Source organism: Corynebacterium sp. HMSC08C04, from assembly GCF_001807495.1.
GTDB lineage: Bacteria > Actinomycetota > Actinomycetes > Mycobacteriales > Mycobacteriaceae > Corynebacterium > Corynebacterium simulans.
Window position 1 is genome coordinate 265,801 of sequence record NZ_KV789229.1, and the last position, 23,609, is coordinate 289,409.

Below are 23,609 nucleotides of genomic sequence, written 5' to 3' on the forward strand. Positions count from 1 at the left end.
AAGTCCTTAAGGTGTGTTCGCCAACGATTTTATATGACGTGTCAACATGGAGGGGGTGAGCTTTATTCCCACTCCAGCGCATCGACCAAACCTACGAGGTCAGCGGGAGTGGCGATGCCCAGCGGGCGCTCATTCTTTGCGCCATCTTCTGTAAAAATTAGCGCGCAAGTATGCGTACCGTACTTCGCTGATTCGGTCAGAGCATCGAGTGCTTCTTGTGCAGTGGCTGTGCGGGGAAAGAAAGCAGCACGGTCACTTGCTTCGGTGGGTTCCAAAACCTTACGTGCGCTCTGAGCTCAACCGAAAGCGAGCCCTAGGCTGAGAAGGTCTGGGGCTCGCTTCTTATGTTTCGGTTAGCGATAGATCGTGTCGCGCCTTCCAACAGCAAAAACCTCGATCGTGATGGTTGATTCTTGAATGAGCGTGAGGATTCGATAAGCGCCGACACGGTAGCGCCATTCGCCAGATCGATCACCCGTGAGGCCTTTGCCGAAAGCACGCGGCTCGGCACAGCCTTCGAGATGGGTTTTCATCCAAGTGAGCAGAAGCTTGGCATCGAATCGGTCCATCTTTTTGAGTTGTTTCCGAGCCGAGGCGGTGAGCTCAACGCTGTAGCTAGGGCTGTTGGCTGACATTAATCAAGCTCTTCGAGAACATCATTGATGCTAAAACGCTGTCCGTCATCGGCTTCGATGGTGGCTCGAAGTTCCTGAAGGTCGGCATGATCTTCGATTTTCTCCAGCATTGCGCTTCGGGCGAATTCCGAGATCGTTGTGCCTTCGAATCCGACATACTTGCGGACGAGCTCGGCGTCTTCGTTGCTCATGCGTACGGTCATAGTTGTCATTAGATTCTTCCTTCTCGTTAACGATTTGAATACATTGTATTCACCCATCGGGAATGTGGCAACGGTGTTCTCTGCCTCGATGTGCTCACAATTGGGATGCATAGGTCGCTTGTACCATCGCTGCTGGGCGACATTCAGGTGAAGGTGTCCGATGGTTTTAAAAGGTTCCAAGACACATCATGAAGTCTGTGCTAACTTGCGAGCGGGTTCAGACCCATACCGATCACCACAATCTCCGATTGAAAGGAAATCGCTATGCTCAAGCGACTAATTTCGTCATGTATTGCCGTGGGCATTTCAGCGGCAGGTAACGACTGCCCCTAAGAAGTAGGTGGGTTCTAGCTTGAGTCTTCGAAAGATCCTGTGGGTTTGTGCAGGTGTTGTGACGCTGATCATGGGCATTGGAAGTGGAATCCATTGGGTGCTCGGCGTTGCCCTTTTCTTCATCGCTGCCGTAGCAACAGCACGGTTCATTGCTGCAAAATCGGAACTAGCAGGCGGACGAGCGGCTATCGGTGGGCTTGCCGCCTGCGTGGCTGTTGGTTTCTTCTTTCCGCTCGTCCTGCCACTCGCTTATATCGGATACGTTGCATGGACGTGGTATTCGATTGCGTCCGGTGATGAAGGCGTGGCTGGCGCGCCGGGATAATCGCCACGTCAGGTGTCGTGGCGCAGCGGGGAGATTTTCATTATCCTGTGGAGGCATTGAGATTTCAGATTCGCTGCGCCAACAACTCAACCATTGGATCCTTCCCGGTTTCATGACCTTGGACGAGGTCCACGGAGCCGTGGATGACAACGAACTTGAAGACGGGTACCCCAATGATGATCCGCACGCGACCGCCGAGCAGGTGTGGATAGAACGCAAGGCCCAGGAGTCGGAGTGGGAGCATCCCACTGATTACGACCGGGTGCAGGCTGCGTTCGATGAGATGGAAGAGCAGGGGCTCGTGACGGGAATGAGCCTTGGATTCGATGTCAGCGACTGTAACGAGCTGCTTGGAGAGGAACGTACTCCGATTGATGCGCCGGACGGGGAGTATCGCTACCGCGAATGGGCATCGTGTGGCTTCCACATGCAGGATGCCGAGGGACTGGCGTACGAGCCGACGGAGCTTAATCTCGTCTTCGGTGCGTGGACGCCGGGCCCGCCGATTGCTGGTGAGGTCGACGCCGAGAAGCTGCGCAAAGGCCACCCCGAGAGGAAGGACGAGTGGGCTCGAATGGACGCCGCTTTGGGGCGGTTCCTCGTGGACATTCTTAAACGCCACGACCTCGAGGTGGAGTGGGACGGCGACCCGCGCGGGCGGATTCAGTTGCTCAACCTCAGGTGGCGCAAGCCGCTGCCGGAGGACGAGGCGTAGGCCTGCCGCGTCAGCATGAGATTACTCGGATGACAGTGTGCCGAAGTCGGCGACGAGGTCGCCCAGGGGGGAGGCGGACCTCGAAGAGGTCGAGCAAGACGGCGAGGTAGTGGCGCTCGCAGTAGAGCTCGGCGTCGGAAAGCGCGGCGCGCCAGTTGCGAATCCATTCCGGGTTCACACGGGCCGCGGCGGCAGCAGCCTTCTTCGTCCCATACGGAGCTTTGGTGTAGGCCATCACCAACTCCTCGCGCTCAGCCGGGCTGATGTCCTCGTGGCGGCGCAGGCCCTGCGGAGGTACTACAACAGTCATGAATCTGTATCCACTCAGAATCAAGCAGGTTCACAACTAGGCTGACCCAAAGGGCTAACAGGAAAATGGGAGGGATAAGAAAGGCAAAGCCCGTTGCAACATCCTGGTGGATGAGGCAACGGGCTGAGGGCTGTGGCGCAAGTTAGCCAAGCAGCTAGTAAGGCATTGCGTTCACTAGGACTTATAAGCGTTGCGGTCCAAGTAGTCGCACTGTGACATCTTGCCGGACTTGTAGCCATTGATGAACGCTTGGGCGCGGTCCGCGGAGGAGCCGTGAGTCCACTGGTCAGGGCGAACCTCGCCGCCGGAGCGACGCTGGATGTTATCGTCACCCACTGCGCGGGCGGTATCGATGGCGGCTTGTGCCTGTTCGTCAGTGATCTGCTCTAGCTTGGCATTGTCGCCTTCGTCAGCGTGGAAAGCCCAGATGCCTGCGTAGCAGTCAGCCTGCAGCTCGATCTTCACAGCATTGGAATCCTCACCCGGCTGGTTGTAGTTGGAAAGACCCAACGTGCCCTCTAGTTGTTGGATGTGGTGGCCAAACTCGTGGGCCACGATGTACATCTGCGCAAGTGGAGCGTTTTCCGCACCGAAGTTCTTGAGCTGCTCAAAGAACGAGGCGTCGAAGTACGCTGACTGATCAGCGGGACAGTAGAAGGGGCCAGTTGCCGCGGAAGCCTGGCCGCAGCCGGACATGGTGGAGTTCTCGAACACTACTCGGCCAGGCTCGGTGTACTCGATGCCTGCTTGGACGGGAAGCTGTTCTTTCCACACAGCGTCCACCGACTGAGCCGTGTAGTCGACGCGGCAGTCGTCGTACTTGTTGCCGTCCTCAGCCGTCTTGCAATGGTCGAGATGCCCGGAGCCGGTTTCTTCGCCCTGCTGCTGGCTGCTTTCGGCGCCGAGCAACTGTCCTAGATCGCCGGGATTACCGCCCATGAGCAGGAACAAGCCAATGAGGACGATGGTACCGATACCGCCGCCGGCAGCGATGGTACCGCCACCGCGTCCGCGGCCACCCGTGGTGGCTCGCTTGCCGTCGAAACTTGCGCCAGATTTAAAAGTCATGGGTTTGATCTTGCCATAAAGGCTGCATACACGACCATGGGCGGGGGTGAACGGCGTCACAACTAGGCTCATCGCAACTTGTCCATACCTCGGAGGGTAGACTTGGGCCGTTGACGACTTGTACCGCTCGGCGCGTGCTGTTTACACGTAGCGTGGGCGTCTGCAAGAAGAAATATAGAGAAGGGATTGAACAACAGTGCTGCGCACTCATTTGGCTGGCGAGCTCCGCAAGGACATCGCAGGCGAGACTGTTACTCTCACCGGTTGGGTTTCCCGCCGTCGCGACCACGGTGGAGTTATCTTCATTGACCTGCGTGATCGATCCGGCATCGCCCAGGTTGTTTTCCGCGAATCCGGAGTTGCAGAGCATGCACACGACCTGCGCTCTGAGTACTGCGTGAAGGTAACCGGCGTCGTCGAGCCGCGTCCAGAAGGCTCCGAGAACCCGAACCTGCCTTCCGGCGAGATCGAGGTCAACGTCACCGAGCTCGAGGTCCTCAACAAGTCCGCAGCACTGCCTTTCCAGATCGATGACCCATCCACCTCTGGAGAGGTCGGCGAGGAAGCGCGCCTGAAGTACCGCTACCTGGATCTGCGCCGTAAGACCCAGGGCGACGCGCTGCGTCTGCGCTCTGCGGCAAACCGTGCAGCCCGCAAGGTGCTCGACGCACACGATTTCACCGAGATCGAGACCCCAACCCTGACCCGCTCCACCCCAGAAGGCGCCCGTGACTTCCTGGTCCCAGCACGCCTGAAGCCAGGCTCCTGGTACGCCCTGCCACAGTCGCCGCAGCTGTTCAAGCAGCTGCTTATGGTTGCCGGCATGGAGCGCTACTACCAGATCGCGCGCTGCTACCGCGACGAGGATTTCCGCGCTGACCGCCAGCCGGAGTTCACCCAGCTCGACGTCGAGATGTCCTTCGTGGACCAGGACGACGTCATCGCACTAGCCGAGGAGATCGTCTCCGAGCTGTGGAAGCTCATCGGCTACGAAATCACCACGCCGATCCCGCGTATGACCTACGCTGATGCGATGAAGTACTACGGCTCCGATAAGCCGGACCTGCGCTTTGACATCAAGATCGTCGAGTGCACCGAGTTCTTCAAGGACACCACCTTCCGCGTATTCCAGAACGAGTACGTCGGTGCCGTCGTCATGGAAGGTGGCGCATCCCAGCCGCGCCGCCAGTTCGATGCTTGGCAGGAATGGGCAAAGCAGCGCGGCGCTAAGGGCCTTGCCTACATCACCATTGCTGAGGATGGCACCCTGGGCGGCCCGGTGGCCAAGAACATCACCGACGCCGAGCGCGAGGGCATCGCCGCTCACGTGGGCGCAAAGCCTGGCGACGCCATCTTTTTTGCCGCAGGCGACACTAAGTCCTCCCGCGCTCTGCTCGGCGCAGCCCGTGGCGAGATCGCCCGCAAGCTCGACCTCATCAAGGAAGGCGACTGGGCCTTTACCTGGGTCGTCGACGCACCACTGTTCGAGCCGGCTGCCGACGCCACCGCATCCGGTGACGTTGCCCTGGGCCACTCCAAGTGGACGGCCGTGCACCACGCCTTTACCTCCCCGAAGCCGGAGTACCTCGACACCTTCGACCAGAACCCGGGCGAGGCTACCGCTTACGCTTATGACATCGTCTGCAACGGCAACGAGATCGGCGGCGGTTCCATCCGTATCCACCAGCAGGATGTGCAAAAGCGTGTCTTCGACGTCATGGGAATCGGCGAGGAAGAAGCACAGGAGAAGTTCGGCTTCCTGCTCGACGCATTCCAGTACGGCGCACCGCCACACGGCGGCATCGCATTCGGCTGGGACCGCATCGTGTCCCTGCTCGGCGGCTTCGACTCCATCCGCGACGTCATTGCTTTCCCGAAGTCCGGCGGCGGCGTCGATCCGCTAACCGACGCCCCGGCACCGATCCCTGCCGCACAGCGCAAGGAGACCGGCGTCGACTTCAAACCGGAAAAGAAGTCAGAAGAAAAGGCTGCAGCGAAGTAAGCGCTAAAGCTTGCTTTTAAAGCGGGGCAGGGCCGAATCTGCGGGAAAGTGTTTCACCACACCGCATGAGGCGGTGCCCCGCTTTTGCTGCGAGCGCGGCTGACATAGAGCTCAGCGATCAAGTAAAGGAAGATGAAGTGACCACGGAGAATACGGACGTTACTGACACGGCCTATACCCAAGACGAGGTCGTGGAGATGGCCGCCGAGTTGCTTTCGCGCCGTTACGGCGGGGTTGCCGAGTTTACGCAGGTAACTGACCTAGGCGGTTCGGGCAACGCCACCGTCTTGCGCGCGCGGATGACTCCGACGGCATTTTTGCCGCACCGCTCCGTGGTCATCAAATACAACCCTTCTACCGGGCATGCGATTGATGACGCCGCGCTTCTCCGCGAGGTCGTGGCGTACCAGTTCACCACCGCTTTGGGCGAGGACGTGCGCCCGGGCCCGGTGCTTTTTGCCCATGATTTGGATCGTCGCATTTTGGTGCTTTCCGACGTCGGTGAGGGCGACACCTTGGCCGATGTTCTCACCCAAGCACAGGGCGAGGACCGCAAGGAGATCCTGCGTTCTCTGGGACGTTCTTTGGGCCAGATGCATGCGGGTACCGCAGACCGCGAGCGGGACTACGAGACGCTGCTCAACCGCATGCTGCGCCAGCACCCGGAATACGCCGAGCATCAGTCGCTGCGCGATGAATCCCTGCAGCGCTCGATCTTCATTGGAGCAGACATCCTGGCCGATGCTGGCCTGCCGGCGCCCGCAGACTTTGTGGAGCTGGCGCAACAGGCGGCAAGCTCGCTGTCCATCGGTCGCGAGCGCGCATTTACGCCTTTTGATTTGTCGCCCGATAACGTCATCGTTTCCCAAAACCTAGCCTTTTTGGATTATGAGTGGGCGGGCTATCGCAGTGTCGGCTTCGACGTCGCCTGTGTCATCGCCGGCTTCCCGCAGTTTCTTTTCGCGCGCCCGATTTCGGATGAAGAGGCCGAGATTTTCATCTCCGCCTGGCAGCGCCGCGTGGTGCAGGTATGGCCGCGTCTTGGGGACGATATCGAGCTCCACGAGCTCATCGTCGCCTCGCTCATCGGCTGGGCTTTGTCCAGTGTGACCACGATGTACGCCGGCGGTATCGAGGGCGTTGTGGCTCTTTCGGAAGGCTCCGCAGGCATCGAGCACGACGCACGCCATTCCTTGCTGCGTCCTGCAGACCAGGGTCCATTTAGCGAAGAGGAAACTCTCATCCGCCGCGACTTGTACGAGACCTTTGAGGCGTTGGCGAGGTATTCCGCCAAGTGCGATTCCGCCGCATGCGAACCGGTTGCGCAGTTTGGCCAGACCGTAGCCAGCCGTCTGCGTGAGGGCTAGGCCATGAGCCAAGATTTTCTGTTTGGCCCAGCACCCGGCGGGACAGAGGCATCCGCGCCGCTGCCTGGCCAAGAAATCTTTGCCACCCATTCCGGCTCGCCATTGGCGGCCCGGATGCGCCCGCAAAGCCTCGATGAGGTTGTGGGTCAAGGCCACCTACTTGAAGAAGGGAAGCCCCTGCGCCGGCTCATCGAAGGCTCCGGCGAGGCTTCTGTCATCTTGTATGGCCCTCCCGGTACTGGCAAGACCACCATCGCCTCGCTGATCGCAAAATCGATTGGCCAAAACTTCGTGGGCTTATCCGCCTTGGATTCGGGAGTCAAGCAGGTGCGCGAGGTCATCACCCGGGCGCGCCAAGAACTCATCCATGGCCGCCGCACCGTGCTGTTTATCGACGAGGTGCATCGCTTTTCCAAGACCCAGCAGGACGCGTTGCTCGCGGCAGTAGAAAATCGCACCGTGTTGCTCGTCGCCGCGACCACGGAAAACCCCTCCTTTTCCGTGGTGGCGCCGTTGCTCTCGCGCTCGTTGTTGCTGCAGTTGCAGCCGCTAGACGACGCCTCCCTGAAAGCACTCGCCGAACGCGCCCTCACCAGCGAACGTGGCCTGGGTGGGCGCATTAGCGCAAACAACGAAGCGCTCGACCAGCTCGTGCTGCTCGCCGGCGGCGACGCCCGTCGCACGCTGACCTACCTGGAAGCCGCGGCCGAGGCCGTGGCCGACGGTGGAGAATTGACCGCCCAAGTCATCCGTGACAACGTCAACCGCGCCGTCGTGCGCTATGACCGCGACGGCGACCAGCACTACGACGTCGTCTCTGCGTTCATTAAGTCGATCCGCGGCTCGGATGTTGATGCCGCGCTGCACTACCTGGCGCGCATGATTGAGGCTGGCGAGGACCCGCGCTTTATCGCACGCCGTCTTATCGTGCATGCCTCCGAAGACATCGGCATGGCCGACCCTTCCGCGCTGCAAACCGCCGTGGCAGCAGCCGAGGCCGCGCAATTGATCGGCATGCCGGAAGCGCGAATTCCGCTGGCCCAAGCCACCATCCACCTGGCCACCGCACCGAAGTCGAACGCAGTGATCCAAGCAATCAGCGCCGCGCAAGCCGACGTGCAAGCTGGGCGCATCGGTCACGTCCCGGCCCACCTGCGCGACGGCCACTACGAAGGAGCGAAAAAGCTCGGCAATGCCGTGGGGTATGTTTACCCGCATGATGACCCGCGCGGCGTCGTTAAGCAGCAGTACCTCCCAGATGAATTGGAAGGCGTGCTGTACTACGAACCCACCGAACATGGTGCCGAAAAGCGCATCCATGACTACCTGGGGCGGCTGCGCAACATCATCCGCGGCAAGCGGCGCTAAAGTTTTCTCCCCCGATACCCGTGCTAGGAAGCGATACGGGTAAAGTTGAGCGCTGTTACGTACCGCTTAAACAGTGAAGGACTTTTAGCTCGTGAAGACTCATGAGATCCGGGAACGCTTTACCCAGCACTTCGTGAAAACCGGACACGAGGCGGTTCCCAGCGCGTCGCTCATTTTGGACGACCCGAACCTGCTCTTCGTCAACGCCGGCATGGTTCCGTTCAAGCCGTACTTCCTCGGCCAGCAGAACCCGCCGTTTCCCAACGGCCTGGCAACCTCGATCCAGAAATGCGTGCGCACCCTGGACATCGAAGAAGTAGGTATTACCACCCGCCACAACACCTTCTTCCAGATGGCCGGCAACTTCTCCTTCGGCCAGTATTTCAAGGAAGGCGCAATCAAAAACGCCTGGGGCCTTCTCACCGGCTCCGTAGAAGACGGCGGCTTCGGCCTCGACCCGGAGCGTCTGTGGGTTACCGTTTACTTGGACGACGATGAGGCTGCCGATATCTGGCACAACAAGATTGGCGTGCCGAAGGAGCGTATCCAGCGCCTGGGCATGGAGGATAACTACTGGTCCATGGGCATTCCTGGCCCGTGCGGTCCATGCTCCGAGATTTACTACGATCGCGGCCCGGAATACGGCGCCGAGGGTGGCCCAGTGGCCGACGACAACCGTTACATGGAGATCTGGAACCTGGTCTTCATGCAGAACGAGCGCGGTGAGGGCATCGGCAAGGGCAATTTCGAAATCCTGGGCCCGCTGCCGAAGAAGAACATCGATACCGGCATGGGCATCGAGCGCGTGGCCTGCATCCTGCAGGGCGTAGACAACGTCTACGAGACCGACCTTTTGCGCCCGGTTATCGACGCCGCGGAGGAGCTTTCTGGTTCCAAATACGGCGAGGGCGCAAGCGATCAGGACAACATCCGATTCCGCGTCATCGCGGACCACTCCCGTACCGGCATGATGCTCATCTTGGACGGCGTTACCCCGGGCAACGAAGGCCGCGGCTACATCCTGCGCCGCCTGCTGCGTCGCATCATCCGTTCCGCACGCCTGCTGGGGGCTACCGCGCCGAGCATGGAGCGCTTCATGAACACCATCATGGACACCATGACTCCGTCCTACCCGGAAATTGCGGAGCACCGCGAGCGCATCCTGCGCGTTGCCATCGCAGAGGAGAAGGCCTTCCTCAAGACCTTGGAGTCGGGCACTAAGCTTTTCGACGAAGCCGTCGCAGAGCTCAAGTCCACCTCGCGTGCTGCAACCACCAAGGTGCTCTCCGGCGAGAAGGCATTCGAGCTGCACGATACCTATGGCTTCCCAATTGACCTCACCCTAGAGATGGCCCAGGAGGCCGGCCTTGAGGTCGACATGGATGGCTTCAACGACGCGATGGGAGAGCAGCGCCGCCGCGCCAAGGCCGATAACCAGGCCAAGAAGCACGGCCACGCCGACCTTTCTCTCTACCGTGAGTGGGTCGATAACAACCCGACCGTCTTCACCGGTTACGAGACGCTTACTTCCGACGCCAAGATCATCGGTCTGGTTCGCGATGGCGAGAAGGTCAACGAGGTCCACGAGGGCGAGCAGGTGGAGGTCATCCTCGACCAGTCGCCGCTGTACGCCGAGGCCGGTGGACAGACCGCAGACCGCGGCCGCCTGTACGCGGGCGAGAGCCTGCTTGAGGTAGGCGATGTCCAGAAGATCGGCAAGAAGCTGTGGGTCCATAAGGCCACCGTTACTGCCGGCGGCATCGACCTGGGTGCTTCCGTGACCGCTGAGGTCGATAAGAAGTGGCGTCACGGCGCAGTCCAGGCGCACTCGGCCACCCACCTCATCCACGCGGCGCTGCGCAAGGTGCTGGGCCCAACCGCAGTTCAGGCAGGTTCCTTGAACCGCCCGGGCTACCTGCGTTTCGACTTCAACTACACCGAGCAGCTGACCCCGGCCCAGCTGGAGGAGATCGCTCTCATCACCAATCAGGCTGTCGACGCCCACTTTGCCGTCAACACCATCGAGACCTCGCTGGAGAAGGCGAAGCAGATGGGCGCCATGGCGCTGTTCGGTGAGAACTACGGCTCTGAGGTCCGCGTCGTCGAGATGGGCGGCCCGTTCTCGATCGAGCTATGCGGCGGCACCCACGTCACCAACACGGCGGAGATCGGCCCGGTTTCCGTGCTGGGCGAGTCCTCCGTGGGCTCCGGCGCGCGCCGCATCGAGGCCTACTCTGGCCTGGACGCGTTCCGCTACTACTCAAAGGAAACCGCACTCGTGGAGGGCGTTTCCCGCGAGCTGAAGATCCAGTCCGAGGACCTTCCAGAGCGCATCGCGCAGCTGACCGAGCGCCTCAAGGCTGCTGAGAAGCAGATCGAGGACCTGCACAAGGCCCAGCTGATGTCCCAGACCGCTGAGATGGTCAACTCCGCCGTCGAGGTCAACGGCTTTAGCGTCGTGGCAACCCGCCTGCCGAACAACGTCAGCGGCGGCGACCTGCGCACCGTGGCCACCGACCTGAAGAACCGCCTCGGCGACAAGCCGGGCGTGGTTGTCCTCGCCTCCGAGAATGAGGGCGGCAAGCTGCCGTTTATCGCCGGCGTCACCAAGGCTGCCATCGAGCGCGGCATCAAGGCTGGCGACTTGGTCAAGCTGCTCGCTGGCTACATCGACGGCAAGGGCGGCGGCAAGCCAGACATGGCGCAAGGCTCCGGCTCTAACGCCGAAGGCCTTTCGGCCGCGTTCAACGCCCTGCGCGACGAACTCGAAAAGGCCTAATTCTTTCGCCGCGAATTCTCCCCGTATCTTTAAGCCAAAAGGTGCGGGGATTTTTGCGCGATAGGGGTAAACATTAGGCCTTTAAACAGCCAATAAGCTAAAACTTATGCCCCTGCGAACCATAGCCGCAAATAGTATGACTAGAATCTAAATGTCATCGTTACCGTTTTGCGACTTTTTGCGTCGCATCCAACCGCGAAGGGACATTCATAGAGCATGGCCGTACAACCCGATACTCCCGGGGTGGACGACCCGGGAAATGGGCGTCGACTAGCGCTAGATGTAGGCACCGTACGCATCGGTGTCGCGGTCTCTGACAACAACGCCAAGTTGGCGCTTCCTGTCGAGACCGTCGCTCGCGAAACCGGTTTCAAAGACCGCGATAAAGGCGATATCGACCGCATTTTGGAGCTCATTCACGAGTACCAAGCGGTAGAGGTAGTAGTAGGCCTGCCCCGCGATCTGCAGGGCAACGGCTCGAAAAGTGTTAAACACGCCAAGGAAATCGCGTTTCGCATCCGCCGCAGGCTGGGAAAAGATGTAACGATAGGGCAACCACCTGTCCGCATGGCTGACGAGCGGCTGACCACAGTCGCCGCCACGACAGCGCTGCGGGCGTCGGGGGTATCCGAGAAAAAGGGCCGCAAAGTCATCGACCAAGCAGCCGCAGTAGAAATCTTGCAATCCTGGTTGGACGCACGTAACAACGCGCTTCAAGCAGATGCAACCACCCACGAGCCTTCAACAGCAGGAGACTAGTTACGTGAGCCGAAACCAAGAACGAATCGGGCGCTCCATGGAGCCGAAGCACGTCAAGCGCCGCCAGCGCGGCCTTGCCGTGGTGGTGGCCTCCGTGGTGCTTATCATCGGCGCCCTGGGATACATCGGCTTCCGCTTGCTTGGAGGAGGCAGCAGCATGGACTATGAGGGAACCGGCAACGGCACCGTGCAGCTGGTCGAGGTCCCAGAAGGCTCGTCGATGAGCCAGCTCGGCCCGGAGCTCGTGGAAAAGAACGTGGTCAAGACCGCGGATGCTTTCTCCTCGGCGGCCAACTCCAACCCTCGCGCTGGCAGCATTCAGCCGGGCTTCTACCGCCTGCAGGAGGAGATGAATGCAAAGGCGGCGGTTTCTGCGCTGCTCGATGACAAAAACAAGGTCGATCCTTTGGACGTGCAGGGCGGAGCCACGCTTTCCGACGTTAAGGTTGTCGGCGGCGATGTTCGCTACGGCGTCTACTCGCTGATCGCGCAAGTCTCTGAGCAAGAGGGCGGCTCCGTGACCAAGGAAGAACTGGAGAAGGTCGCGGCGACCGTCGATCCGGCCGAGCTTGGCGCGCCCGAATGGGCGCTGGAGAAGATTCGCTCCCGTGGCGAGGACCCGAAGCGCCTTGAGGGTCTTATTGCTCCGGGCCAGTATGTGGTCGATCCGAACATGGACGCGCAGGCCATCTTGAAGGACTTGATTACTCGTTCTACCGAGCGCTACAACGAGACCGGCATCGTCGACCGCGCGCAGGCTATGGGCAAGACCCCATACGAGCTGCTGGTTGCAGCATCCTTGGTCGAGCGCGAGTCCCCGGCCGGCGAGTTCGGCAAGGTGGCCCGCGTCATCCTGAACCGCCTGGACGAGCCGATGCGTTTGGAGCTGGACTCCACCGTTAACTACGGCCTGCCGGACGTAGAGCTGGCGACTTCCGATGAAGCTCGTGCCGAGGTCACCCCGTGGAATACTTACGCTAAGGAGGGCCTGCCGGATACCCCGATTGCTTCTCCTTCCGTTGAAGCAATCGACGCCATGGAGCACCCGGAGGAGGGCAACTGGCTGTTCTTCGCCACAATCGACGCCGACGGCACCACCGTGTTCACCGATAACTACGACGAGCACTTGGCCAACGTTGACAAGGCCATCAACTCCGGCATTCTCGATTCCCAGCGCGGCGGCGTGCAGGGTGGCGAGGATCCTGAAGCAAAGCCAGCCGAGTAATGCCACGCGCGGCGGTTCTAGGTCAACCCATCGACCATTCCTTGTCCCCGGTGCTGCATAACGCCGGTTATGCAGCCCTGGGGCTAGAGGACTGGGACTACACCCGCTTTGAGGTCACGGCGGCGTCGCTGCCGCGCTTTCTCGAGGAAGCGCCTGCTGATTTCCGCGGTTTCTCCGTGACCATGCCGGGCAAGTTCGCCGCCCTTTCTTGCGCCACGGAGCGCACTGAACGTGCCGAACTCATTGGCTCTGCGAATACCCTTGTACGCACCGAGCAGGGCTGGCGCGCCGACAACACCGACACCGAGGGCGTCGCCGGTGCGTTGGCGGTCCTAATGGGGGAAAAGACCGCCCGTCGCGCGCTTCTCATCGGCTCCGGCGGCACCGCCCGCCCCGCGCTTTGGGCCCTGGCGCAGCGCGGTATTACCGACGTCACCGTGCTGAACCGCTCTGACCGGCTCGCCGAGCTCGCCCCGCTTGCCGACGCCCTCGGCCTCAAGCTTTATCGCGCCACCTTCGACGCTGACCTCGCCGCCCTCGCGCGCGAGGCAGACCTCATCGTCTCCACGGTTCCCTCCGCGGCCCTCGACGGTCACCTCTTTGACCTAGCCCACGCGCCAGTCCTCGACGTCATCTACGATCCCTGGCCCACGCCGCTCGTCTCGCATGCGGCCGCCAACGGCTACGCCACGGTGGGCGGCCACGTCATGCTCGCGCATCAAGCCTTCAGTCAGTTTGAGCAGTTTACCGGCCATCCCGCGCCGCAAGCCACCATGCGCGCTGCCCTCGATGCAGCCTTGAGCTAGGCTGTGGCCCCATGGGGGGAAACTTTTATATCCACGCCTGCATCGCCGCGTGGATAGTCATGCTGTGTATATTCGACATCCGCTATAAACGCCTACCCAATTGGCTTACCCTGCCCGCCTGCCTTATCTCGCTTTGTATCTTTTCCCCGGCCGGGCTCATCTGGCCGGGGCTCTACCTCGCACTCGCACTATGGCGCGGCGGGGTCGGCGGCGGCGACATTAAACTCGCCTTTCCGCTGGGCATGTGGACCGTCCACGAAGCAGGGGTGATGGGGCAGTTGCTGGCGATGATGGGGGCGTCGCTTAGCACTGCGTTATGGGGCCTTGCCCGCCGCGACGCCGCACCCCCGCACGGGCCCGGAATGCTGCTGGCTGCGGCGGCGTGTGTGATTGCGCTCTAAGTTCGACCCTAGTGCTAGCCCGCGTGTGCGCGGCGTGCGATAATAACCCGCATGCTTCGTTGGACTACCGCAGGTGAATCCCACGGCCAGGCGCTCATCGCCATGCTTGAGCACATGCCGTCCGGGGTACCAGTATTGCAGGATGACATCGCTGCCCAGCTCTCACGCCGCCGCTTAGGCTATGGCCGGGGCGCCCGCATGAAGTTCGAAGCCGACGAATTAACTCTCCTTTCTGGCATCCGCCACGGTAAGACTCTGGGCAGCCCGATTGCGATCATGATCGGTAACACCGAGTGGCCAAAGTGGACCACCATCATGTCACCACACGCGCTGGACATGTCCGACGAGGAGACCGCCAAGGCCATGGCTTCCGGCCGTGGCGCCCCGCTGACCCGCCCGCGGCCGGGCCACGCGGATTTTGCAGGCATGGTCAAATATGGCCACGACGAGGCGCGTCCGATCCTGGAGCGGTCCTCAGCTCGTGAGACCGCCGCGCGCGTGGCCGCCGCCACCATCGCGCGTAACTTTCTGCGCGAGACCCTCGGCGTGGAGGTTATCTCCCACGTCATCTCCATCGGCGCCTCGGAGCCTTATGCGGGCCCCACACCGACGCACGCGGATCTCGACGCCATCGATGCTTCACCCGTGCGCGCCTTCGGCGAGGATGCGCAAGCGTCGATGATTTCGGAAATTGAGGCCGCCAAAAAGCAGGGAGATACCTTAGGCGGCATTGTCGAGGTCGTTGTCGAAGGCCTGCCCATTGGCCTGGGCTCGCACATCTCCGGCGAGGACCGCCTCGATGCCCAGCTCGCCGCTGCGCTCATGGGCATTCAGGCCATCAAGGGCGTAGAAGTAGGCGACGGCTTCGAGGAGGCCCGCCGCCGCGGCTCCGAGGCCCACGACGAAATGGTGCGGGAAGGCGCGGGCGTTACTCGCCTGAGCAACCGCGCCGGCGGTCTCGAAGGCGGCATGACCAACGGCGAGACCCTGCGTCTGCGCGCTGCCATGAAGCCGATCTCCACCGTCCCGCGCGCCCTACGCACCGTGGATATGGCAACCGGCAAGGCGGCCACCGGCATCCACCAGCGTTCCGATGTGTGCGCGGTGCCCGCCGCGGGCGTGGTCGCCGAAGCCATGGTCGCCCTCGTTCTCGCGCGCGCGGTGCTAGAAAAGTTTGGCGGCGATAGCGTCATGGAGACCAAGCGCAATATCGCCGCCTACAATGAGTATGTTTCCCAGCGTCTTGCTTTTGAACAGGAGTAAGTAATGACCACACCGGTTTCCGTGACTGGTAGCCCGCGTCCCCGCGTTGTTCTCATTGGGCCACCTGGGGCGGGTAAGTCTTCCATCGGGCGCCGTTTAGCTCATTCCCTCAACTGCGAACTCGTCGACTCCGACCAGATGATTGAACAGCGCGAGGGCGCGGCCTGTGGAGAGGTCTTTTCCTCGCTGGGTGAGTCGGCCTTCCGCGAGCTGGAGGCGGAAGTGGTAAAGCAAGCGCTGTGTTCGCGCGGCGTCGTCAGCCTGGGCGGCGGGGCCGTGCTCGATGAAGGCACCCGCGACCTCCTGGACCGCCACACCGTCATTTTCCTTGACGTTTCCCCGGAGGAAGGGGTAACCCGCACGCTTGGCGACGCCAACCGCCCCGTCCTCGCCGCCGCCGACCCCCTGGCGCACTACGCTGAGCTGCTGGAGTTGCGCAGGCCGTACTACGAGCAGGTCGCCAACTTGAAGGTCCGCACCGATAAGCGCAGCCCACAGCAGGTAGTCGGCGCCATCTTGGGCTTTATCGACACGCTTTAAGAAACGAGTTTTTATGACCACGATTCCAGTTTCAGGCCCTAGCCCTTATGAGGTCACCGTCGGCGCGGGTTTGACCGAAGCCATCGCAAACCGGCTCAGCACAACCGGCGCGGGCCAAGTGGGGATCGTGTTCCAGCCTGCCGTCGCGGCCGTCGCTCGTCAGCTTGCCGCGGAGGCTGCCGCGCGCAACGTCGTGGTTACCCTGCTGCCCATTCCCGATGCCGAGGCCGCCAAGCGCCTCGACGTCGTGGGTGGTCTGTGGGACAGCCTTGGCGAGGCAAACTTCAGTCGCCGCGACGCCATCGTAGGACTCGGAGGGGGAGCGGCCACCGATCTCGCGGGGTTCCTTGCCGCGACGTGGATGCGCGGCATCAAGGTCATCCAGGTGCCCACCACGTTGCTGGCGATGGTAGACGCCGCCGTCGGCGGCAAAACAGGCATTAACACCGCTGCCGGCAAGAACTTGGTCGGGGCATTCCACGAGCCCGATTCCGTCTTCGTAGACTCGGACCGCCTGCACACCCTGCCAGAGGATGAAATCGTCGCCGGGTCGGCGGAGATCGTCAAGACCGGTTTCATCCACGATCCAGTCATCATCTCGCGTTACCTCGCAGATCCCGCCGCTTGCCTCGACCCGCTTAGCGGTCTGCCCGAGCTTATCGAGCGCTCCATCGCGGTCAAGGCCCGCGTGGTGGGCGAGGACCTCAAAGAGGCCGGCCTGCGCGAGACCCTCAACTATGGACACACGTTCGGCCACGCCATCGAGTTGCGCGAGGACTACACCTGGCGTCACGGCCGCGCCGTGGCCGTGGGCATGATGTTCGTCGCCAACCTAGCCCACGCCCGCGGGCTTATCGACGCCGCCGTTTTGGACACCCACACCCAGATCCTGCGCTCGCTCGGCCTGCCCACGACCTACGAAGCAGGCCACTTCGACGAGCTTTACCAGGCCATGACGAGGGATAAGAAAAACCGCGGGGGTGCTATTCGTTTCGTAGCCCTCACCGGCATCGGCGAGACCACCCGCATCGAAGATGCCACCGAGGCCGAATTGCGCGCGGCTTATGCAGCCATTTCCCACTAGTTCGGAGCAGACATGAAGATTTTGGTTCTCAACGGCCCCAACCTAAACCGCCTGGGCAAGCGGCAGCCGGAAGTGTATGGAACGACGAGCCTCGCGGACGTCGAAAAGCGCATGCGTGCGGCCGCAGGTGAGGCAGAGCTGGAGTTCTACCAGTCCAATCACGAAGGCGAGCTCATCGATAAGGTCCACGAGGCTGCCGACGCCGGCTGGCCCGTCATCATCAACCCTGGCGGCTTTACGCATACTTCAGTCGCGCTGCGCGACGCCCTTGCTGAGGTTGCCGACGGCGCCGGCTTCGTCGAGGTGCATATCTCCAACGTGCACGCGCGCGAGCCGTTCCGCCAACATTCTTATTTAAGCCCGATCGCGCGCGGGGTTATCGCCGGATTGGGTATCTACGGCTACGAGGCCGCACTCGGTTATTTTCTCAGCGATTAGCCCCAAACCCGCGGGTGGTGGGCGTTATCATGGGTTGACCGTCAAGAAGAAAAGGATTAACACATGACACTCGCTGATACCCGCTTTAGTGACCGCCGCCGCAAGCTCGCTGCAGAGGTAGCCGGCATGCGCATCGACGCCGTCTTGGTAACCCACCTGGTGCATGTGCGCTACCTTTCCGGCTTCTCCGGCTCCAACGGTGGCCTGCTGCTGCGCAAGGACCTCTCGGCGCTGATGGCAACCGATGGCCGCTATACCACCCAGATTGCAGAAGAAGTCCCAGACCTCGAAGCAGTCTTGGGCCGCCCGGTGGGTCCGGCGTTGCTCAGGCGCCTCGAGGGACCACTGCGCGTGGCCTTTGAGGCCGATTATGTCTCCGTATCTGAGTTCAAGGCCTTGGAAGAGGCAGCTCCTGAGGGAGTGGAGCTGGTTCCGATGAGCGGAGTCATCGAAGACATTCGCCTGGTGAAGGACCCACAGGAGCTGGAGCGCCTCGAACACATCGCGGCGCTGGCCAACGAAGCGCTGGAGGGCTTGGTTGCTGCCAGCGAGGTAGCAGTGGGGCGCACTGAGCGCCAGATCGCGGCAGACCTGGAATACCGCATGCGCAAGCTGGGTTCTGAGCGCGTGAGCTTTGATACCATCGTCGCCTCCGGCCCGAATTCCGCAAAGCCGCACCACGGCGCCGACGATCGCGTACTGGTCTCCGGCGACCTCGTAACCATCGACTTCGGCGCGCACCTGCGTGGCTTTAACTCCGATTGCACCCGTACCTTCGCGGTCGGGGAGCCGAACGAGCTCTCCCGCGAGATATACGATATCGTCCTGCGCGCCCAAGAGGCTGGCGTCAAGGCGGCGGTGCCAGGGGCCAAGCTTGTCGACGTCGACGCCGCCTGCCGCGACATCATCACCGAGGCCGGCTACGGCGAGTACTTCGTGCACTCCACCGGCCACGGCATCGGCCTTGACGTGCACGAGGGCCCGGCTGCTGCGCAAACGGGTAAGGGCGAACTTGCCGAGGGCATGACCCTTACCATCGAGCCGGGTATCTACGTACCGGGCAAGTGCGGAGTGCGCATTGAGGATACGCTTATCATCACCTCCGGCGTGCCGAAGATCATCACTTCATTCCCGAAGGACTTGCAGGTTCTATAATTTGGCCCTGTTATGCTGGCAAACCTGCATAAGGTATGCTGGAACACTGTTTTCACCACTATTTTTACTGGGAGTTTGATCCATGGCTGATACCACCGATTTCAAGAACGGACTCGTTCTCAAGATTGACAACAAGCTGCAGCAGATCGTCGAGTTCCAGCACGTTAAGCCGGGCAAGGGCCCTGCATTCGTGCGTACCAAGCTCAAGGACGTCGTCTCCGGCAAGGTCACCGATAAGACCTTCAACGCTGGCGTCAAGGTGGAGACCGCAACGGTAGATCGTCGCGACATGACCTACCTGTACAACGATGGCCAGAATTTCGTTGTCATGGACGATAAGACCTTCGAGCAGTTCGAGCTGCCTTTCGACAAGTTCGGTGAGGCCGGCAAGTTCCTGCTGGAGAACATGCGTGTGCAGGTCTCCTTCCACGACGGCGAGGCTCTTTTCGGCGAGCTGCCTATCTCCGTTGACCTGAAGGTTGAGCACACCGAGCCAGGCCTGCAGGGCGATCGCTCCAACGGCGGCACCAAGCCAGCTACCCTCGAGACCGGCGCCGAGATCCAGGTACCGCTGTTTATTGAGATCGGCAACGTCCTCAAGATCGATACCCGCACCGGCGAGTACCTCTCCCGCGTCAACAACTAGGGCGCAACGTGTCTGAGCAAAAAGACATCAACTACAAGCGCCACACGGCGCGCTACCGCGCGCGCCGCCGCGCCGCGGACATTCTGTACGAGGCAGAAAACCGCGACGTCGATCCCGTAAGCATCATCGAGGACCGCGTCCAACTGGCCCGCGAGGACGCCAACGGCGTCGCCCCGGTTGCCGAGTACACTCAGGTCATCGTCAAGGGCGCGGCCGAAGAGCTCGACGCCATCGACGAGACCATCGAGCGTTACCTTTCTTCTGAGTGGGAGCTGCACCGTATCCCGGCCGTCGACCGCGCAATTATGCGCGTGGCCGTGTGGGAGATTCTTTTCAACGAGGATGTCCCGAACGCAACCGCACTCGTGGAGGGCGTGGAGCTAGCTTCCGAGTACTCCAATCATCAGGCACCGCCGTATATTCACGCCGTGCTTGACGACGTCATCCAAGCCCAGTCCGCAGACAACCCCATGTCAGAGGAACATTAGGCACGCCAACAAGCGCTGTTCCCCTTAAGGAGCAGCGCTTTTGCGCGTTTTTAGCAGCGCCCGCGGTGCCAAGTGACCACACCATCGATGCGGTCTAGCCTCCCGCGGCCTGGCGGGGCGTTCGGGTCGTCTTGGTTAACCCCGTTGTGGTAGCCACAGCAGGTGGTCAGATTCGCCATGTTGGTCTCGCCGCCTAAGCGCCAGGGGTGCATGTGGTGGACCTGGGCTTCATCGGCGCCGATGTTGCATTCCGGCCACGGACACGTCGGATTTTCCGCGGCCGCCATAAGTCGCTGCTTCGAGCTGGCGTGCCTTTGTGCGCGGTATAGGTTCACCGGGCCTTCCACCGGGTGGATGAGCGTAAACAGCTCGCCGAGGCCGGCGTCGGCAAGCACGCGCTCCAGGTAATCTTTTCCAGTCATGGTGGCGCCGTTGGTCAGCCGCAGGGTGATCTCGTCGCCCGTGCCGTGCAGGACGTCGATAAACTCTGGCAGGCGCACGATGACGTTGGTGCGCGGCGTCGGGCGCTGTGCAGCCTTCACGCCGCCGTAGAGAAGGCCGGTCAGTTGTTCCACAGGCTTGGTCTTATCCAAGCGCGCCCATAAGTCCGCAATCATGTCGTTGGGGCCGGTGATGGCAAGTGTCCACGCTTTGCGACGTCGATACAACCGCGCCCCAGCACGCGGCCCCCGTGCTGGCCTGCGGGTCAGCCGGCGCGCCTGCTTTTCGATGTCGCTGGCGGGCGCCTGGAGCGCGCAGAGTTTCTCGCGCAGCCGCCACGCTTCGGCCTGATTGGCCGCCTTGGCGGCGTAGCGTTCGATGATTTTTAGCACCGGCAGACTGTGCGTGGACTCGCGGGCCGTGCGCTGTTTGGCGCTAAATTTGGTCGGACCGAAGTAGGTGTGCGCCAAGCGGGCGAGCATGCGGGCCTCGGTATCCGGGGCGCCGAGGGCTTCTAATTGCGCGGCAGACATGCCTTGGGCCCCGGCGATGATTTCCATGCCGGGGCGCAGTGCATCAAGGTATGCCTGAAGAGTCATGCCTTAAACGCTAGGAGCGTTAGTCAACCGATTGCTAGCCCCAATTTCTTTTTCGGGCTAAATCTGTGGATAACTCATCGTAAGCTCGCTATAGCAGCGAGGAGAGGAATTCCTTGGTTCGCGGGTGCTGCGGATCGTCGATGACCTGCTGCGGAGTGCCAGATTCGATGACTTGGCCGCCATCCATGAAGAAAATCTTGTCGGCGACTTCTCGGGCAAATCCCATCTCGTGGGTGACCACCAGCATGGTCATTCCACCCGCGGCGAGAACCTTCATCACGCGCAATACCTCGCCGACGAGTTCGGGATCGAGTGCAGAGGTCGGCTCGTCGAAAAGCATCAGCTTCGGCTCCATCGCCACCGCCCGCGCGATGGCCACGCGCTGTTGCTGGCCGCCCGAAAGCTGCACCGGATAGGCATCCGCCTTGTGCGCAAGGCCTACCTGTTCGAGCAGCTCCATCGCGCGTTTCTTTGCCTTTTCCACCGGCTGCTTTTTCACGTTCACCGGCGCCTCAATGATGTTTTCGAGCACCGTCCGGTGGGCGAAAAGGTTAAATTGCTGGAACACCATGCCGATATCGGTGCGCTGGGCGGCGGCCTGCTTTTCCGTAATCTCGTAGAGGACTCCGTCGCGCTCGCGGTAACCAATCAGGTCCCCGTCGACGTATAGTCGGCCCGCCGTGACCTTTTCTAGGTGATTGCAGCAGCGCAAAAACGTCGACTTGCCCGAGCCTGAAGGTCCCAACAGGCAGGCGACCTCGCCCGGCATGACGTCGAGAGTAATACCTTTCAACACTTCCAAACTGCCGAAGGACTTGTGCACATTTTGTGCGGAAATCATTGGCGTAGCCATTAGTTATTTACCTCCGGGATGACGGAAACGTTACGGGGGATTGTGCCCTCGGCGTCGGCAAGCGCTGCTAGCTGACGCCCGGTGAGCTCACGCGTGGCACCGCGTTCGAAGCGGCGCTCCAAGAAGTACTGGGCCACCATCAGCAAGGAGGTGATCACCAGGTACCACGTGGCCGCGACCATAAGCAGCGGGATGGGTTCGAAGAGAGCGGCGGAGATATCGGTGGCGCGGCCGAAAATCTCGTAGGTATAGGGCACCGCAACCACGAGCGAGGAGGTCTTGAGCAAGGAGATGAACTCGTTGCCCGTCGGCGGGATGATAATGCGCATCGCCTGCGGAAGCACAGTGCGGCGCATGGTCATCCACCAGCCCATGCCCAGAGCCTTGGAGGCTTCTTTCTGGCCTTCCGGCACTGCAGAAATGCCGGAGCGGACGATTTCTGCCATGTAGGCCGCCTCGTTCAAGCCGAGACCCAGCACGGACAGCAGGAAGGCGTTGGTCAACACTCCCGAGAGCGAAATCTCGGTGAATCCGAGGTTGATGGATTGATATAGCGCGGATAAAAGGCCCCAGAACACCAGCTGCACGTAGACCGGGGTGCCGCGGAAGATCCACAAAAATAGCCAGGCGACGCCGCGCAAAACCGGGTTGGGGGACATGCGCATCACCGCGAGCACCGCGCCACCGACGACGCCGATGAGCATCGCGAGGATGGTAATGGCCAGGGTATGCAGGGATGCGGCCCCGATGCGCTTGTCAAAGAGGTACTGGAAGTAGGTATCCCAGCCAAATGCCTCGTTGCGCGCGGAGGCGATGACAAACCAGAGCCCTAGAAGGACGAGGATAGTGGCAAAGACCCAGCGCCATGGGTGACGCAGGGGACGAGCCTGAATTTCTTGCGGCTGCGCGGCCGGAGTTGTCTTAGTCATTGACTGGCCTTTCGTTAATCATTGCCTGGTCCACGAGGCCCTCAGAGATGCCCCAGCGGCTCAAAATCTTTTCGTACTCGCCTGTTTCGATGAGGTAGTCCAGTGCCGCAGCGGCAGCAGGACCGAGCTCGGAGTCTTTCGGCACCGCCAACCCATAAGGTGCGGCGTCAAACATGTCACCGACCATGCGCATCTTGCCCTCTGAGCGGTTGACGGCCCAGGAGGAGACAGGCGAGTCGGCGGACATTGCGTCCGCGCGGCCCATCAACACGGCAAGCGCCGCGTTGTCGCTGGTGTCATAGGCCAGGATGCGCAGGTCGCCGCCGCAGGCATCGCGTTTCGGATTAAGGTCGTCGGTTTCCGAGACCGTGGTGCGCTGGACCGCGACGGTAAGCCCACACGGGTTTTCCGGGTCTACGTCTTTGATGCCCTCGGTGCGCTCGGCCCATTGGATGCCGGCATAGAGGTGGTCGACGAAGTCGAAGTTTTTGCGGCGTTCCTCGTTATCGGTAAATCCGGAGGCGCCGATGTCGATTTGCCCGGATTGCACCGCGGGCAGGATGAGCGAGAAATCCTGTTCGACGGGCTGGAACTCGAGCCCCAGGACGTCGGCAATAGCGTTGGTGATGTCCATCTCAACGCCGACGAGCGCACCATCGGAGTCCTTGAACTCGAAGGGCGCAAACGGCGGGTTGGTGCCCGCCGTGAGCACGCCATCGTTGTCGTGGTACATCGCCGCGATTTCCGGAACCATCTCGATGTCAGGTGCTTGCCAGCCCTCAGGCATGGAGGATTCCTCGTTGGTGACGCATCCCGTCGCTAGGACGGTGCAACTTAGTACCACGGCTGTGGTGGCGATTTTTCTTTTCATTGGGGT

26 protein-coding genes are annotated in these 23,609 nt (G+C 61.3%); 17 read left to right on the top strand and 9 right to left on the bottom strand.

Annotated features, from left to right (window positions below):
• Window positions 1–62 precede the first annotated feature (62 nt).
• The 3 genes from HMPREF3169_RS11225 to relB all read right to left on the bottom strand — a co-directional run bounded on the left by HMPREF3169_RS11225 (window position 63) and on the right by relB (window position 847).
• Window positions 63–275 carry a hypothetical protein gene (locus tag HMPREF3169_RS11225; protein WP_210387490.1) on the bottom strand — a complete coding sequence of 71 codons (213 nt, stop codon included), beginning with the start codon at window positions 273–275 and terminating at the stop codon, window positions 63–65.
• 78 nt (window positions 276–353) lie between these two features.
• A complete protein-coding gene (locus HMPREF3169_RS11230) occupies window positions 354–635 on the bottom strand; it encodes a type II toxin-antitoxin system RelE family toxin (RefSeq protein ID WP_070456593.1) in 282 nt (93 codons plus the stop codon).
• Window positions 635–847 carry a type II toxin-antitoxin system RelB family antitoxin gene (relB, locus tag HMPREF3169_RS11235; protein WP_070456596.1) on the bottom strand — a complete coding sequence of 71 codons (213 nt, stop codon included), beginning with the start codon at window positions 845–847 and terminating at the stop codon, window positions 635–637. Before relB ends, HMPREF3169_RS11230 begins: the two co-directional genes overlap by 1 nt.
• A 343-nt stretch (window positions 848–1,190) precedes the next feature.
• Here relB and HMPREF3169_RS11240 point away from each other — a divergent pair, with 343 nt between their 5' ends.
• Window positions 1,191–1,496, top strand: coding sequence for a hypothetical protein (locus HMPREF3169_RS11240; protein WP_148132127.1), 306 nt, complete (start codon window positions 1,191–1,193; stop codon window positions 1,494–1,496).
• Complete coding sequence (locus HMPREF3169_RS11245; protein WP_371441022.1) at window positions 1,468–2,211, top strand: DUF6891 domain-containing protein; 744 nt, start codon at window positions 1,468–1,470, stop codon at window positions 2,209–2,211. Before HMPREF3169_RS11240 ends, HMPREF3169_RS11245 begins: the two co-directional genes overlap by 29 nt.
• A 10-nt stretch (window positions 2,212–2,221) precedes the next feature.
• On the opposite strand, the gene HMPREF3169_RS11250 is transcribed toward HMPREF3169_RS11245, so the two are convergent.
• Both HMPREF3169_RS11250 and HMPREF3169_RS11255 read right to left on the bottom strand, forming a co-directional pair.
• Entirely contained in the window at window positions 2,222–2,521 is a 300-nt protein-coding gene (locus tag HMPREF3169_RS11250) for a hypothetical protein (RefSeq protein ID WP_070456604.1), read from the bottom strand.
• 174 nt (window positions 2,522–2,695) lie between these two features.
• Window positions 2,696–3,589, bottom strand: coding sequence for a KPN_02809 family neutral zinc metallopeptidase (locus HMPREF3169_RS11255; RefSeq protein WP_070456607.1), 894 nt, complete (start codon window positions 3,587–3,589; stop codon window positions 2,696–2,698).
• Between the two features lie 196 nt (window positions 3,590–3,785).
• On the opposite strand from HMPREF3169_RS11255, the gene aspS reads away from it, so the two are divergent.
• The 15 genes from aspS to nusB all read left to right on the top strand — a co-directional run bounded on the left by aspS (window position 3,786) and on the right by nusB (window position 19,910).
• Window positions 3,786–5,591 carry an aspartate--tRNA ligase gene (gene aspS / locus HMPREF3169_RS11260; RefSeq protein WP_070456610.1) on the top strand — a complete coding sequence of 602 codons (1,806 nt, stop codon included), beginning with the start codon at window positions 3,786–3,788 and terminating at the stop codon, window positions 5,589–5,591.
• A 197-nt stretch (window positions 5,592–5,788) separates the two neighbouring features.
• The gene (locus tag HMPREF3169_RS11265) at window positions 5,789–6,958 is read left to right on the top strand and encodes a phosphotransferase family protein (protein ID WP_070456754.1); all 1,170 of its coding nucleotides are present in this window, start codon (window positions 5,789–5,791) and stop codon (window positions 6,956–6,958) included.
• 3 nt (window positions 6,959–6,961) lie between these two features.
• Complete coding sequence (locus HMPREF3169_RS11270) at window positions 6,962–8,326, top strand: replication-associated recombination protein A (protein ID WP_070456612.1); 1,365 nt, start codon at window positions 6,962–6,964, stop codon at window positions 8,324–8,326.
• 91 nt (window positions 8,327–8,417) lie between these two features.
• The gene (alaS, locus tag HMPREF3169_RS11275) at window positions 8,418–11,105 is read left to right on the top strand and encodes an alanine--tRNA ligase (protein ID WP_070456615.1); all 2,688 of its coding nucleotides are present in this window, start codon (window positions 8,418–8,420) and stop codon (window positions 11,103–11,105) included.
• Between the two features lie 216 nt (window positions 11,106–11,321).
• Window positions 11,322–11,864, top strand: a complete 543-nt coding sequence (gene ruvX / locus HMPREF3169_RS11280) for a Holliday junction resolvase RuvX (RefSeq protein ID WP_061922754.1) — start codon at window positions 11,322–11,324, stop codon at window positions 11,862–11,864.
• Between the two features lie 37 nt (window positions 11,865–11,901).
• Entirely contained in the window at window positions 11,902–13,089 is a 1,188-nt protein-coding gene (gene mltG, locus HMPREF3169_RS11285) for an endolytic transglycosylase MltG (protein WP_070456618.1), read from the top strand.
• The gene (locus HMPREF3169_RS11290; protein ID WP_070456621.1) at window positions 13,089–13,895 is read left to right on the top strand and encodes a shikimate dehydrogenase; all 807 of its coding nucleotides are present in this window, start codon (window positions 13,089–13,091) and stop codon (window positions 13,893–13,895) included. The genes mltG and HMPREF3169_RS11290 overlap by 1 nt, the downstream gene beginning before the upstream one ends.
• A gap of 11 nt (window positions 13,896–13,906) precedes the next feature.
• Entirely contained in the window at window positions 13,907–14,296 is a 390-nt protein-coding gene (locus HMPREF3169_RS11295; protein WP_070456623.1) for a prepilin peptidase, read from the top strand.
• Between the two features lie 51 nt (window positions 14,297–14,347).
• Complete coding sequence (gene aroC, locus HMPREF3169_RS11300) at window positions 14,348–15,559, top strand: chorismate synthase (RefSeq protein WP_070456626.1); 1,212 nt, start codon at window positions 14,348–14,350, stop codon at window positions 15,557–15,559.
• A 3-nt stretch (window positions 15,560–15,562) separates the two neighbouring features.
• Window positions 15,563–16,099, top strand: a complete 537-nt coding sequence (locus tag HMPREF3169_RS11305; RefSeq protein ID WP_070456629.1) for a shikimate kinase — start codon at window positions 15,563–15,565, stop codon at window positions 16,097–16,099.
• Window positions 16,100–16,112: 13 nt separating this feature from the next.
• Window positions 16,113–17,183, top strand: coding sequence for a 3-dehydroquinate synthase (gene aroB / locus HMPREF3169_RS11310; protein ID WP_070456632.1), 1,071 nt, complete (start codon window positions 16,113–16,115; stop codon window positions 17,181–17,183).
• Window positions 17,184–17,195: 12 nt separating this feature from the next.
• On the top strand, window positions 17,196–17,621 hold the full coding sequence (gene aroQ, locus HMPREF3169_RS11315) for a type II 3-dehydroquinate dehydratase (RefSeq protein ID WP_070456635.1): 426 nt from the start codon (window positions 17,196–17,198) through the stop codon (window positions 17,619–17,621).
• Window positions 17,622–17,684: 63 nt separating this feature from the next.
• Window positions 17,685–18,776: a M24 family metallopeptidase gene (locus tag HMPREF3169_RS11320; RefSeq protein ID WP_070456638.1), complete on the top strand. Its 1,092-nt coding sequence runs from the start codon at window positions 17,685–17,687 to the stop codon at window positions 18,774–18,776.
• Window positions 18,777–18,858: 82 nt separating this feature from the next.
• The gene (efp, locus tag HMPREF3169_RS11325) at window positions 18,859–19,422 is read left to right on the top strand and encodes an elongation factor P (RefSeq protein ID WP_062038886.1); all 564 of its coding nucleotides are present in this window, start codon (window positions 18,859–18,861) and stop codon (window positions 19,420–19,422) included.
• An 8-nt stretch (window positions 19,423–19,430) separates the two neighbouring features.
• The gene (nusB, locus tag HMPREF3169_RS11330; protein ID WP_062038889.1) at window positions 19,431–19,910 is read left to right on the top strand and encodes a transcription antitermination factor NusB; all 480 of its coding nucleotides are present in this window, start codon (window positions 19,431–19,433) and stop codon (window positions 19,908–19,910) included.
• A 50-nt stretch (window positions 19,911–19,960) separates the two neighbouring features.
• Here the strand turns inward: nusB and HMPREF3169_RS11335 are convergent, their stop codons facing one another.
• The 4 genes from HMPREF3169_RS11335 to HMPREF3169_RS11350 all read right to left on the bottom strand — a co-directional run bounded on the left by HMPREF3169_RS11335 (window position 19,961) and on the right by HMPREF3169_RS11350 (window position 23,603).
• On the bottom strand, window positions 19,961–20,950 hold the full coding sequence (locus HMPREF3169_RS11335) for an HNH endonuclease signature motif containing protein (RefSeq protein ID WP_070456641.1): 990 nt from the start codon (window positions 20,948–20,950) through the stop codon (window positions 19,961–19,963).
• Between the two features lie 88 nt (window positions 20,951–21,038).
• Window positions 21,039–21,803 carry an amino acid ABC transporter ATP-binding protein gene (locus HMPREF3169_RS11340; RefSeq protein ID WP_070456650.1) on the bottom strand — a complete coding sequence of 255 codons (765 nt, stop codon included), beginning with the start codon at window positions 21,801–21,803 and terminating at the stop codon, window positions 21,039–21,041.
• A complete protein-coding gene (locus HMPREF3169_RS11345; protein ID WP_061922712.1) occupies window positions 21,803–22,732 on the bottom strand; it encodes an amino acid ABC transporter permease in 930 nt (309 codons plus the stop codon). The genes HMPREF3169_RS11340 and HMPREF3169_RS11345 overlap by 1 nt, the downstream gene beginning before the upstream one ends.
• A complete protein-coding gene (locus HMPREF3169_RS11350; protein ID WP_070456653.1) occupies window positions 22,725–23,603 on the bottom strand; it encodes an ABC transporter substrate-binding protein in 879 nt (292 codons plus the stop codon). Before HMPREF3169_RS11350 ends, HMPREF3169_RS11345 begins: the two co-directional genes overlap by 8 nt.
• Window positions 23,604–23,609 lie beyond the last annotated feature (6 nt).